This is a genomic window from Pseudomonas sp. NPDC089422 (assembly GCF_044749405.1).
Lineage (GTDB): Bacteria > Pseudomonadota > Gammaproteobacteria > Pseudomonadales > Pseudomonadaceae > Aquipseudomonas.
In genome coordinates this window covers 23,776-36,572 of sequence record NZ_JBIVHW010000003.1, presented here as the reverse complement: position 1 = coordinate 36,572, position 12,797 = coordinate 23,776, and the positions used below count along the sequence as shown (strand labels likewise).

The following is a 12,797-nucleotide window of genomic DNA, read 5'->3' as shown; positions in this document are numbered from 1 at the left end:
ACTAAATCACCCTACTACTTGGCCTCTTCCCCGCGTTCATTAGCAATCTGATCCGATTGCGCAGTTTTGAATAACGAGGCGAACCAAGACTTTCTTGCGAATCTTTTGAAGATTGAGGGCGTGAGTTTCTCTAGTTTGCTCACGACCGATGCCATCCCTTCACGCAGACTGTCCGAGTACCTGTAACGGGACAGCTGATCAGCTCGTTTGTCCAGGAAGCTTGCCGCTTGCTGTGTCGCATCAGGGTACCGTCCGATGTAATCCAGCAGTCTGATCAATCGTGTAGCTTCATCACTGTTAGCGGGCTGAATATCCAGAATGAGGTGCCCGTAATTTCCGATCACCTCGATGAGCCTGCCGATACTGTCGGGGTCGGAATAGAACAGTGTGCGTAGCCGTCCACCGATGACGTATCTTGACTGCTCATCAAGCGCCTGCAGCAGCGCATTGATCATCGCCATGGTCTGCGTGTTCAGCGAGTACACATCCTCCTCGTGTACGTAGGCATGCAACGTGGCCCCAAGCGCTTTACCCACCGTCGCAGCACTGTTTAGTGGTATTGACAGCTGCGCCGTGGCGCGCGCGATGCTCATCACCTGAGGCGAGGCCTCCCCGATTAGTTTTTTCCAGTCTTCTTCACTTCGATCACTGGAGTCCAGGAACTTAAACATCGCCTGCTTAAATGACGAGAATCTAGACTCGGAGGTTGAAAAGACACCTTCCACCAATGCTGTATCGATTATCTGCGGTTGATTAGCATGTTTAGCGGCATGGGTATCCCAACTATTGAACCAATCTAAAAATGCTTGCTGCGTGACGCCATGCACCTCAATCGCAGCCATGACCGCACTGTAGTTTTTCAGCATCCAAATGGTAGTAAGGGAACTGATACCTCTACGGATGATGAGATCGCCCACAAATGGCGCCACGGTGTCTACCGCTTCACCCAAGAGCAGCGGCAGGACTTCAGTGGACTGCAGCGTCGCGTTAGCCAACGATCGGAAAAGCTCTGATTTCAGCACGCCTTCGATGTCGGCAATACCGATTAACGAAGTGGCATCCTCATTGCGGATGTACACGATGGCTGCGACCGTGCGTACGATGTCGCGGGCGTTAGTGCTGAGAAGCGATGCAACATTGCTCAAGATCGTTTGATCGATAGTCTCTGCAAACGCTAGGCTGATGATTGCCGAATCGTTGCCTGTGCTGCACTCCTTGGTCAGAGTAAGCATATCTGTCGCACTGATTCCACCCGCGAGGCCGTCACCGAGGCGAAGGGCACTGAACGCCCAATTCACTGCCGGAATCACTCGGTCGGACTCTAGGGGCACCATACTCAATGGATGGCTCTCGGTGCACGCCAGCTGATGATATGCCGTCTCGATATGGTCTGAGTCGAGCTTGAAGTGGTGAGACTTAATGACCTTGAGTGTCTCAATCAGCGCCAGCAAGTGCATGATGCACTCTGCACGCTCAACGGTCACGGAGTCAAACTCCCCCCCTACTGCGCCCAAATAAAGATCGTACTCTTTCACGGCGCTCTTGAGCGTGCCAAAGCCGCTCGCGTCATAGGGTTCGCTAATCGCTCTCTCAATGGAGCCTCTCAGTCTTTCTCCATGACTTGCTATTTTCGATGCGTTCAAACCCTCGGTGATGCTGTACTGGATCGCATCATAGAACTTAGTGTTTCCAGCGCCATTCTCTGGCAAGCACACCAAATCAGCTTCGTTGATCTGCTGTATTGCCTCTTTCACCCACTCCCCTCCGTGCTTCTCGTGTGTGGCGTGAATGGGTGGCAACAACTGTGACAGCGGTAGACCGGTTGTTAAAAGGCGCTTGAAAGCGTCTGTGAAGCCAAACAGCGATGTCAGGGAGTAGAGCTTGTCCTCATCAGCGCCTTCGATCGCCTGGCGCAGTGGCTCATCGAGCAACTCGGCAATCGCGATCTCACTGGTCGTGAGGAAATGAACTTGAAGGATCTGGATTTGCCAGCCAGCGTTCATATCCTGGCCAACCACGGTATTCAACAAGGCATTCGTTTCAGCGACCTTGTTCACTGCTGCGTCATCCAGCTTTACCAATACCTTGTAGTCCATCGACACCCCATCGTTGCGCAGGATCTCCTCAACCGGAAACTCATTGTAACGGCACAGCAGCAAGTGGGCGGCGACACACACCAAGCTGATGTGGTCACCGACAACCAGTGATGTGGTGGCAATATCGTTGATGAACTTTTTCTGCAGCCGTGGGGTGACGAGACCGTTGGCCATAGGGCTGTGACGGTGAAGCAGTTGCGCGCAGTGCTCGGCGGTTGAGGCTTCGGCTTGGGCAAAGGTGTGGTTCCACATCTGGCGGAAACCATCCTTCCATCCTGAGGTGACAACAGGTGGCGCTCGGAACACCACTGGGAATTTTTTTGCGATGAAATCCCTCGAATCGTATTTGCGATCCGCGTCAGCCCCCAGATACGCTGCAACCTTGTTCGAGCAGAAAGGAACCACGACCGTCAGGTTCTCAGCCGATGCCACCGACGTGAAGATTTCAAGATCGCTCCAGACGCTGCGCAAGCTTTCCTTTGGTAATCGGTCGAGGTTATCCAGAATCACTACGTAGCGCTGTTTGGTTAGCAGCTTCAACTGCTCGATCAATGTGCGCTTTAAATCAAGGGGCGTGACTTCCTTGGAGACCTCAATTTTTTCATTGATATAGTCATGGCTTGAGCCCTTGAACAGGCTTAGGAGGCTCCATTTCTTACCGCCTCCGATGTCCCTGCCGTGGTTGCAAACCCAGGCCAGAAACAACACGATCCCCGGGCTGATGAGAGCGGCCCAGTTGGCGATCAATAGAGTCGTCGCCACCTCCGCCGTTGGCTGAGCAAGCTTGAAAATTTCCTTGAAGGAGCTCGAAGAGAAAAATAGGCTTGCAAGTAGCAAGAGCGCCCACGCGCTCACATTACTCGTTGTTTTCTTCGAGTATTCAAACTCTCGCCCCAGGGCGAGATCCCTGCTGCGAATCAGCGCGTTGGCCTCCTTGCTGCCTGAGCGTGTATCCTTGAGTAGCTGATCGGTGAAGAGCTCAATGAAGTTGCTCTTGATCGAACCCTGGTAGTTTTGCTCGCAGTCAAAAAACCAAACCCGATAGTTACCATCTTCTGCTTTGAGCTTGTTGCCGAGCATCTCCAATATCGAGCTTTTCCCGGATCCGAACTCACCATCCAGTCCAATGACCTTGGAAGCATTGGGGGTAGTAATGTACGCCTGCATTGCGGAAGCGACCTTTTCATGGCTCCCGCCCGGGAACAAATCTTGTTCAGCCGGCTTCTCCGAATGGAAATTGATCACTGGCACAGTATTCCTTTCTGCACGACGCTAAGGCGCCACCAACCCCCAGTCCAAACCAGGGCGCGGATCTGAATGCGTTTTGAACTGCCGGGTATATACACGGACCCAGCCGATCTTGCTCGGCGTAAGGTACATAATGCTAACGCAAGTGAAAACTACGAGATAGCCAAATGATGGCGCGGCTCGCTCCCCTGTCCATGAGTACCATCGCATCCAGGGCCGTTTACCTAGCGCGATAGACTAGAGCTTGCATTAGATCATTGCTGGCTGCGGTGCATAACCGCCAAATACCTGCAACGGGTCGGTTGCTGTCAGCCGTGCCTATCAAAATCAGATCCTCGCTCTGGGGTTGAACACCCATGTTTTTTGTAAACGGCGAGCGAGCAGCCGCACGGTCAGAAAATAGTAATACTGCGTCATCTCGCTGCGTCGACATAGGCGATGCTCAAGAAACCAAGCTAAATGCTTTCTCTGCCAGGCCCAAGGCGTCTCTCGCTGCCAGCGATCTGCAATTTCAGCTTGGATAAGCGTCGCCTGCCGCAAATGTCGTTGCCGCGTCGCGTGCGACCCGGTCAGAACGCCAGCCAAGAATAACTCCATATCGAATGGCTTACTCATGCCCGGCCACCAATGTAGGTTGCGACCACGTCGATCCGCCCGTGCCCCAGCTCGAAGCTGATTTGCCACCGGGCATCACGATCAAGGTTCCTATCTATCTGGCAACATTGGCCGCCGTTGATTGGCGCGGGGTGTTGGGTGATCTGCTCGTAGCGCTCACATGCGTAAGCCGCTCGTAGCTCATGGAAGCCCTTGAGGTTATGTGCATGCAGGATGTCCCGCGCAGGGCGGATGATCTCTTGCAGAAAACTCCGGTAGCTCTCGTGTGGCGCAATCAGGTTGCGGCTATCCGCAGGCGAGACTTGCCGCGCAAACTCAAGGGCACCTCGAACATTGTCGTTCGCTGCAATCCAACGCGGTGCCGAGGCGCCGGCGCGGCCGCCTTTGGTGCCCTCCTGAATGTTAATTTTGCCTAAGTCGCTAGCCTCACGGCTTAGCCGTGGCAGGTCAGCCAAGATGGCCTCACGCAAGCGCATGCCGGTGGCTCGCGCCACCAGAACAATCGCAGCGGCTCGTAGCTGATGATGGCCGCAAAGCGCATGGACGATCTGTTTAACCTGTTCGCGTTCTTGTCCCTGCGGCACCGAGTGACGAACCCCGGTGCGTTGCATACCCAACGCCTTGCTCGGACTTGGCAACTTCACGCACTGATCACCGCGAAGCGCCGCCATGGTCTGGTTAACGCTGGATAGGCGGTTTTGTGCGGTGCTGACAGCAAGGTCACCGCGCCTAACCACTTCGCGCAGATACGCCGCGTAGTCGGCCAAGACATTCTGGTCAATCTGCCGCGCATCATTGATACCGGGCCCCTGTTCGGAGCGGCACCACTTCACGAAAGCCAGCCACCGGTCACAGTGCGCCTTGACTGTGCCGTAGTGGCCTCCGCCAAACATGTCTTTCAGCGCCTGCGGCCCTGCATAGCTCAATTGCCTGCCGTAACCGAAATTACGGCCATCGCGTCTACCTACCAATGCCATGTTGATCACCTCATCGCCGATTCTCCGGTCCTCGCCCCACGTCATCCCGCCAAGAATGCTGAGTGTTATCAGGGATCAAGGCCCCTGCGACCTGTGGGGAATGTCCACTACGCGGGACTGGCGGCTCCTTACGACCGGGAGCAAGGGCATCTCATGATCAGGCCTCCTGAACACCGTTACCGGTGGGCGGGTGGAGGCTGCATTGGCTGACGAGACCAGTGCCGCGAGATCCTGAGCCAGGTGCAAGCAGCAATGCGATGACCGAGGCATGCCTGACTGTCAGTCAGGTGCAGTCCATTCCCTGGTCTGCGGCACCATCATCTACATGGCTATTGCTGGTGACATCGGCGTTTGTCACGCCGATTGTCACGAGGGGGAATGCCGCAAAGCCATGTGCGATCAGGGCTGCAGCAGTGGTAGAAGTGCCCGTCTCTTTCCAGCGAAAGAGACGGGCACAGGTTGGCGCAGGATTCGGCCAAGCGGATAGGTTGCTGCAGGGCAGCGAGGTACGGAGTATCTGGCGCATGAGTGCCATGTGTGTAAGAGCATCCATCACATGGGTAGTGACCGGGCGAGCTGCCGGATGCGAATCGCCCTTGGGGAGAACCACCGCGGGAGCGGCGTGACCTTAAAGGTTCGGATCACCTGGGGTGCTGTCAACGACAGCGCTTGCACGGCCAGTTCTACGCCTGTGGATAAACCCGGTCAAGGATCGATATTCAGCGCTATTGAGGACGTGAAAAGCGGTTATCCACCGGTGGAATTCCGTGGCAAACCCCGGACAACGCCGTGGCTTTTAGCTCTTCAAAGTGAGGTCCATCCAAACAGGGCGGCTTTGCAGCCCTGTTTGGATGGACCCGCGTGAAAGAGCAGCCAGCGCCGATTTTGCAGGCTTACCCGCGATTGAATGCGCCATGGCCATTTGGCAAGGCGGTGACGTTGTCGCCTACCGGATGAGCAAACTCATGCGGGGTGACATGGCCCGATCTGTTGGCATCGATGTAGTTACTCCACCAAGCCATGATCAACCGACGCTGCTCCAAAAATTGTGCCTTATGGATGTACGCTGCGCGCACGCGGTTACGCTCCTGATGGCTCATCTGCCGCTCAATCGCCGCGTCCGTCCACAGCCCTGATTCGAGCAAGGCACTACAAGCCATGGTCCTGAAACCATGCCCGCACACGTCCTTGGTGGTGTCGTACCCCATATTTCGCAGCACCTGGTTAACCGTATTCTCCGACAAGGGTTTCCAGTACCTGTGGTCACCGGGCAACACCAGTTCAGAGAACCGATTCAAGCTGAGTAGCCGTTCAAGGATTTCGATCACTTGAGGCGACAGCGGCACTATCTGAATATCCCCACTCATCTTGGTCCCGCGTGTGGAATAGCGGACGCCTTCAATCGGCTTGCGGGTATCGGGGATCTCCCACATTGCCCTTTGCAGATCGAATTCATCCCACCGTGCAAAGCGCAGTTCGCTGGAGCGCACAAACACATGCAACGTCAGCAGCACTGCGAGCCGAGTCAGTTCGCGACCGGTGTAGTTGTCGATTCGATCCAGCAGTTCAGGAAGGCGATTCAGCGAGAGTGCAGGACGATGCACCGTACGCGGCGCTTGAATCGAGCCGGCCAGATCGAGCGCCGGATTTTGAGTGATCTGTCGCGCTCGCTTCGCTCCCCGCATGATCGTGGAGAGATAGTTCTGCACACGCAGCGCTACATCCAAGGTGCCGCGATCCTTGATCCGCTGGGTGATCTCAAGGAGATCATGGGTGTCGAGCTCAGCGATAGGCCGCTGGCCAATCAGTGGAAACACATGGGTGCGCAACCTGCTCAGCACCGTCTTGGCGTGGCCCTCGGTCCAGCGCCGGGACATTTCGACGTGCCACTCTAGGGCGACGGTTTCAAACAGAAGACTCGCCCGCTGAGCTGCGATCTTGGCCTTCTGCTTTTCTTCCATCGGATCAAGGTTGTCGAGCAACAGAGCCTTGGCCTCATCGCGCTTGGCCCTCGCAACGGCCAATGAAACGATGGGGTACTTGCCAATAATCAGCGTGCCCTCCTTGCCGCTGGGTTTGAAATACCGCAGCCGCCAAGTCTTCGAGCCACTGGGCGCGACGTACAGGTACATACCCCCGCCGTCGAACAGTTTGTAGGCCCGATCACGCGGTTTGGCCGTGCGGCATTTGAGGTCGCTGAGCGGAATGGCTAGGCGTGGCATAGGGGTACGTTCTCCAATCAGGAAAGACGCTGTACCCCAAAAATACCCCCGGTTATTGGGGATTTTGTTGGTTCCCGACGGAGGGTCGTGGAAACGAAAAACCGGCCATAAGGCCGGTTTAGAGGGCTTCCAAAGCATTCAGCGGAATGCAGTGGAGCTGAATGTGGTGCCGGAGACAGGAATCGAACCTGCGACCTTCGCGTTACGAGTGCGCTGCTCTACCGACTGAGCTACACCGGCGTGTAGCGCAACGTACCACTGCCGCACCCGCCGCGTAAACCCCTGTTTCCCCGGCCTTATTCCCTTCCCCTCAGGACGCTTTGCAGCCCTTTGGCGCGAGGTCTTCCTCAATGTTGGTGGTGCAGCTCCAGCCAGTAGCTGAGCGCGTCAGGGTCAGGCTCTTGCCAACCACATTGGCCGGCGCATCAACCAAGGTGCACGCAATCGAGCCCGTCCCGTCAGCCGCCTTGCTGCTGACCGTGATCGCACAGTTCGCCGTCGCCGGCTGGCCGCCCAACTCGGCCACATTCGTCACATCCTTGCCTTCATTCAAGCGCAGCTCCATCGCCGTCTTCAGCGCGCTGATCTCCAGCAGCCCGGCCGCCGCCTTGGTGCGGGACTGGTGGCTGGTGTACATCGGGATGGCAATGGTCGCCAGAATGCCGATGATCGCAACGACGATCATCAGTTCGATCAGGGTGATACCGCGTTGCCCTTTCATGAACGATTTCCTTTTTGATACGTGTACGCGTGGAGTTCAGGCTCGACCCCAACTGGCAGCGGCGCAGTAGGCCTGAACAGACACCTTTTGTCACCCCTGCCCGCCAGGGCGTCATCTTCGCTGAACTACTCTAGTGAGCATCACGGACGCCCGCCCGCTCATGGACGGGGCAAGCTGTTTCCAGGCTTGTCGCACGGGCAGAAAAGGACCTTTGCATGAACCCATCGACACATCTCTATTCGTGGCGCGGCACCGATGCCAGCGGTGCCACGGTCAGCGGCCAGGTCAGCGGGCGCAGCCCGGCTTATGCCAGGGCCGGTTTGCAGCGCCAGGGCATCCGCGTATCCAGCCTGCGCCCAGCGGGCGGGGCCGAGTGGCGCTTGCCAAAGGCGCGCGAGAAGGCCGACCCGGCGGGCTTCAGCCGCCAGCTGGCCACCTTGCTCAAGGCCGGGGTACCGCTGCTGCAGGCCTTCGAGGTGATGGGCCGCAGTGGCTGCAGCAAGGGGCAGGCAGCGTTGCTGGATAAATTGAAACGGGATGTGGCCTCGGGCCTGGGGCTGGCGGATGCGCTGCAGCGCCATCCGGCCTGGTTCGATGGGTTGTACTGCAACCTGATTCGCGTGGGTGAGCAGTCCGGCACGCTCGATCGGCAACTGGAACAACTGGCGGGGATGCTGGAGCAGCGCCAGCTGCTGCGTAAACGCGTGCGCAAGGCGATGCTCTATCCGCTGCTGCTGTTGCTGACCGGGTTGGGCGTTTCGGCGGTGTTGTTGCTGGAGGTGATTCCGCGATTCGAGAGCCTGTTTGCCGGTTTCGATGCTGCGTTGCCCACCTTCACGCAGTGGGTGATCGACTTGTCCACAGGGCTGGGGCGTTATGCGCCGCTGCTGTTGATAACCGCGTTTGCCCTGGGATTTGCCGTGACCCGGCTGTATCAGAAGCATGCGCCAGCACGCTTGTGGATAACTGCACAGGCCTTACGCGTTCCCGTGTTCGGTAAGCTCTTGAGCCAGGCGGCCCTGGCGCGTTTCGCTCGCACCTTGGCCACGTCCTATGCTGCCGGGGTGCCGTTACTGGATGCGCTGGTCACCGTGGCCAAGGCCTGCGGCAATGACCTGCACGAGCAGGCGGTGCAGCGCTTGCGCCAGGGCATGGCCAACGGGCAGGCGCTGAACCAGGTGATGGCGATTGAGCCGCTGTTTCCGCCGTTGTTGGTGCAACTCACCGCCATCGGTGAATCCAGCGGCACGCTGGACCAGATGCTGGAGAAATCCGCCAGCCATTACGAGGAACAGGTCAGCCAGGCGCTGGACCAGTTGACCAGCCTGCTGGAGCCGGCCATCGTGCTGATCCTGGGCCTGCTGGTCGGTGGCCTGGTGGTGGCGATGTACCTGCCGATCTTCCAGTTGGGTAGCTTGATCTGAACATGACTTCATGGACTTTGCTGGCCGAGCAGCCGGCGTACTTCATTACCCTGGCGGCTGTGCTCGGCCTGTTGCTGGGCAGCTTCCTCAACGTGGTAGTGCATCGCCTACCGATCATGCTCGAGCGCCAGTGGCAGCGCGAGGCGCAGGAGGTACTGGGCCTGCCGACCATCGAGCACGAGCGCTTCAACCTTTCGCTCCCCGCCTCCCACTGCCCGCATTGCCACCACGCGATACGCGCCTGGGAGAACATACCCGTACTCAGTTACCTGGCTTTGCGCGGGCGCTGCTCGGCGTGCAAGCAGCGGATCAGTGCGCGTTACCCCCTGGTCGAATTGGCCTGTGCGCTGTTGTCGATGGTAGTGGCCTGGCATGCCGGTGCAGGTATCGAGGCTCTGGCCCTGCTGCTCCTGACCTGGAGCCTGCTGGCACTGAGCCTGATCGACCATGACCAGCAGATTCTGCCCGACGTCATCGTGCTGCCGACTCTGTGGCTGGGCTTGATCGTCAACGCATTCGACACCGTGGTGCCTTTGCCCGATGCACTGTGGGGCGCGGTGGCCGGCTATCTGAGCCTGTGGTCGGTGTACTGGGTATTCAAGTTGATCACCGGCAAGGAAGGCATGGGCTATGGCGACTTCAAGCTGCTGGCGCTGATTGGTGCCTGGGGCGGCTGGCAGGTATTGCCGGTAACCTTGCTGCTGTCATCGGTGATCGGCGTGGTGGCGGGCCTGTGCCTGTTGCGCGTGCGCAAGCAATCCGTCGGCACTGCCATACCCTTTGGCCCTTATCTGGCCATTGCGGGGTGGATTGCCGTGCTCTGGGGTGATGAAATATACGCCTTCTACCTGCAACTGTTTGGAATGTGATGACCACCAAGGCCTTCACCCCCTGGATTCTCGGGCTGACCGGCGGCATCGGCAGCGGCAAAAGCGCCGCCGCCGAGCGCTTCGTCGAACTTGGCGTGCACCTGGTCGACGCCGACCAGGCGGCGCGTTGGGTGGTCGAACCCGGCCGCCCGGCACTGGCGAGCATCGTCGAACGCTTCGGCCCCGGCGTGCTGCTGGACGATGGCCAGCTTGATCGTGCGGCCTTGCGCCAGCTGATCTTTGCCGACCCGGCCCAGCGCAAGTGGCTGGAGCAACTGCTGCACCCACTGATCGGGCAGGAGATCTTCAGTTACCTGGCCAAGGCCGAGTCGCCCTATGCGGTGTACGTGTCGCCGCTGCTGATCGAGTCGGGCCAGCATCAGAAGGTCCAGCGCACGCTGGTGATCGATGTGCCGCAAGCGCTGCAGGTGGCACGTACCCTGGCACGTGACAACGCCAGCCCTGAGCAGGTGCAGGCCATTCTCAAAGCCCAGCTGGCCCGTGAGGAGCGCCTGGGCCATGCCGACGACGTGGTGGTCAACGACGGCGATCTGGCCGCACTGTACGAACAGATTGACCGCCTGCACCACTTTTACCTGACTTTACGAGGAGGCCAGCCATGAGCCAGCCATTGACCGTCGATTGCCCGACCTGTGGCGCACCTGTGGAATGGAACGAGAAGAACGCGTTCCGGCCATTCTGTTCCGATCGCTGCAAGCTGATCGACCTGGGCGCCTGGGCGGCCGAGGAACACAAGATTCCGGTGGCGCCGGATGCCGAAGATGAGCTGTTTTCCGGGGAGCTGGAGCCGCGGCACTGAGCTGATTTTCGCTAGCCTGCACTGGCCTCTTCGTGGGTTTACCCGCGAAGAGGCCAGCACAGCCAATACAATTCTCAGCGCTCGTCATCCTTCCATGGCGCCTGCAAATAACGGGTTCGGTTGAACGTCTCCAGCCACTCCGGGCAAAACACCACCAACGCACTGATCACCATGCCGTTGATGAACGCCTCCGGGAACATCATCAACCATAAGTAACCGATAAAGTCGCTGAGCCACTCCGGCATCGCAAAGCGACCATCCAGCCATAACACGCCCAGCGCCACCGGCACGCACATCAGCACCGTCAGCGCAGCGGGAAAGAACCCCGAACAGAAGATGTAGACGAACAGGTTTCGCGGTTGCGCCCGCTCGACCAGGATCGCGCACACTTCGGTAATCAGCACCGGCAAGCCCACCAGCAGCAAACCGTTGACCCCAAGCGCCGCAAGGTCCTGCCGCCCCAGCGCCAGCAACCCCAATTGGGCGAGGAAACCGCCCAGAACGGCCAGCGGCCAGTCCAGCAGCAAGGTCACCGCCGTCATGCCGATGAAGTGGTATGAAACCCCCGTATCGAAATCACGCCTGACCAGCCACAGGGCAAACAGGCAGAACACCGTGCCGAACAGCAGGTGCTGGCGGCGTCGGTCGGTCACCAGCTCGACCCAGCGCGTACGGCAGGCAGCCCAGATCAGCAAGGGAACGTAACCGAGCCAAGCCACGGCAAGCGTGGTTGTGGATAAAACCTGCGCGCTGATCACCCGAGCAATGCCCCTTCCTGGCCTGTGGATAAACCTGAGTCTACACCCTGCCCTGTTTCCCACGCACAAACAGCATCTTACCGTCATCGATTAGCGGCTAAGCTTGTTCCCATGGATGACTCAGACTACCTGCGCCTGCTTACCATCCAGGCCGAACAAGCCAATGCCTTTCTCTCCAACGCCCGCAAGTGGGAGCGGGAGCGGTGGGTGTGCCAGCGCCTGCTGCAAGGGCTGAACATTCCCTACCGCAGCGAGGACTTCACCCCGGCCGGCCAGGAGCCGCCGGACGTGCTGTTCCGCGATGCGGCATTCGAGGTGTTTTTCGTGCTCGACGAAGGCCGCCGTCTCAACGACGAGTGGCGTGAAGAACTGCAACGCCGGCGCAGTGCCTTTTCCCTGGCCCAGCTGGTGCGCCGCGAAGCCCGCCCCCGGCGCATCGCCGCCGCCGAGCTGCTCGGGCGCCTGGCGCCGACCCTGCGCAAGAAGGCGCACAACTACCGCGAGCGCGGCCTGGACCTGGGTGAGCTGGACATCATCGCCTTCGCCAGCCTCAAGCGCGAAGTGCTCGACCTCAACACCCATTTCCCGCCGCCCACCGAATACCTGCGCCAGGGCTGGCGCTCACTGTCGCTGGTCGGGCCGACGTTCGCCCGGGTGCTGTTCGCCCACCCCGACGCGCCGGACTTTCTGCGCGGCAACCTGGGGCGCAGCATCGTCTTCGACGTGGGCATCAGTCTTTGATCCACTGCCGAGAGTCTTTGCGATGGCGTAAACTCGGCGCCAGGGATAGAAAGCATTATCATTTGTTTGAAGCGCTTGCATGAACGCTGTGGCGTTCCTGCAGTCACAAACGTCTACCTGACGAGGCCCACCATGACCAGTCGCCTGAACCCGGAAGATCAGCGTCGTGTCGATGAGTATCTGCGAGCCCCCCAGCACCAAGTCGAGCGCCGGCCCTTCCGGCCCTGGCTGCTCCTTGTGCTGGTACTGGCCGTGACCATCGGGTTGGGTCTCATCAGCCGCCTGCTGAGTGGACTGGTGCTATGA

General features: G+C 58.8%; 12 protein-coding genes and 1 tRNA gene. 6 read left to right on the top strand and 7 right to left on the bottom strand.

Going from position 1 to position 12,797, the window contains the following annotated elements:
* Window positions 1-14 precede the first annotated feature (14 nt).
* The 6 genes from ACIPZ8_RS06335 to ACIPZ8_RS06310 form a co-directional block, all read right to left on the bottom strand.
* Window positions 15-3,341, bottom strand: a complete 3,327-nt coding sequence (locus ACIPZ8_RS06335; protein WP_400720575.1) for a P-loop NTPase fold protein — start codon at window positions 3,339-3,341, stop codon at window positions 15-17.
* A gap of 330 nt (window positions 3,342-3,671) precedes the next feature.
* Window positions 3,672-3,959 carry a hypothetical protein gene (locus ACIPZ8_RS06330; RefSeq protein WP_400720572.1) on the bottom strand — a complete coding sequence of 96 codons (288 nt, stop codon included), beginning with the start codon at window positions 3,957-3,959 and terminating at the stop codon, window positions 3,672-3,674.
* On the bottom strand, window positions 3,956-4,936 hold the full coding sequence (locus ACIPZ8_RS06325; RefSeq protein WP_400720569.1) for an integrase domain-containing protein: 981 nt from the start codon (window positions 4,934-4,936) through the stop codon (window positions 3,956-3,958). Before ACIPZ8_RS06325 ends, ACIPZ8_RS06330 begins: the two co-directional genes overlap by 4 nt.
* 893 nt (window positions 4,937-5,829) lie before the next feature.
* Window positions 5,830-7,158 carry a tyrosine-type recombinase/integrase gene (locus ACIPZ8_RS06320; RefSeq protein WP_400720567.1) on the bottom strand — a complete coding sequence of 443 codons (1,329 nt, stop codon included), beginning with the start codon at window positions 7,156-7,158 and terminating at the stop codon, window positions 5,830-5,832.
* Between the two features lie 164 nt (window positions 7,159-7,322).
* Window positions 7,323-7,398, bottom strand: a tRNA-Thr gene (locus ACIPZ8_RS06315).
* Window positions 7,399-7,468: 70 nt separating this feature from the next.
* A complete protein-coding gene (locus tag ACIPZ8_RS06310) occupies window positions 7,469-7,879 on the bottom strand; it encodes a pilin (RefSeq protein WP_400720565.1) in 411 nt (136 codons plus the stop codon).
* A 215-nt stretch (window positions 7,880-8,094) separates the two neighbouring features.
* Here ACIPZ8_RS06310 and ACIPZ8_RS06305 point away from each other — a divergent pair, with 215 nt between their 5' ends.
* From ACIPZ8_RS06305 to yacG, 4 genes are read left to right on the top strand one after another with little or no spacing between them, the layout of a single operon-like run.
* Window positions 8,095-9,303 (top strand): type II secretion system F family protein, encoded by a 1,209-nt coding sequence (locus ACIPZ8_RS06305; RefSeq protein ID WP_400720563.1) that lies wholly within the window; start codon window positions 8,095-8,097, stop codon window positions 9,301-9,303.
* Between the two features lie 2 nt (window positions 9,304-9,305).
* Complete coding sequence (locus ACIPZ8_RS06300; RefSeq protein ID WP_400720560.1) at window positions 9,306-10,172, top strand: prepilin peptidase; 867 nt, start codon at window positions 9,306-9,308, stop codon at window positions 10,170-10,172.
* Window positions 10,172-10,795 carry a dephospho-CoA kinase gene (gene coaE / locus ACIPZ8_RS06295; protein ID WP_400720557.1) on the top strand — a complete coding sequence of 208 codons (624 nt, stop codon included), beginning with the start codon at window positions 10,172-10,174 and terminating at the stop codon, window positions 10,793-10,795. Before ACIPZ8_RS06300 ends, coaE begins: the two co-directional genes overlap by 1 nt.
* Window positions 10,792-10,992: a DNA gyrase inhibitor YacG gene (yacG, locus tag ACIPZ8_RS06290; protein ID WP_085674056.1), complete on the top strand. Its 201-nt coding sequence runs from the start codon at window positions 10,792-10,794 to the stop codon at window positions 10,990-10,992. Before coaE ends, yacG begins: the two co-directional genes overlap by 4 nt.
* Before the next feature lie 74 nt (window positions 10,993-11,066).
* On the opposite strand, the gene ACIPZ8_RS06285 is transcribed toward yacG, so the two are convergent.
* The gene (locus tag ACIPZ8_RS06285) at window positions 11,067-11,750 is read right to left on the bottom strand and encodes an energy-coupling factor ABC transporter permease (protein WP_400720554.1); all 684 of its coding nucleotides are present in this window, start codon (window positions 11,748-11,750) and stop codon (window positions 11,067-11,069) included.
* A 111-nt stretch (window positions 11,751-11,861) separates the two neighbouring features.
* On the opposite strand from ACIPZ8_RS06285, the gene ACIPZ8_RS06280 reads away from it, so the two are divergent.
* Both ACIPZ8_RS06280 and ACIPZ8_RS06275 read left to right on the top strand, forming a co-directional pair.
* Window positions 11,862-12,491 (top strand): DUF1780 domain-containing protein, encoded by a 630-nt coding sequence (locus tag ACIPZ8_RS06280; RefSeq protein ID WP_152959241.1) that lies wholly within the window; start codon window positions 11,862-11,864, stop codon window positions 12,489-12,491.
* A 132-nt stretch (window positions 12,492-12,623) separates the two neighbouring features.
* On the top strand, window positions 12,624-12,797 hold the full coding sequence (locus tag ACIPZ8_RS06275; RefSeq protein WP_008091951.1) for a DUF3094 domain-containing protein: 174 nt from the start codon (window positions 12,624-12,626) through the stop codon (window positions 12,795-12,797).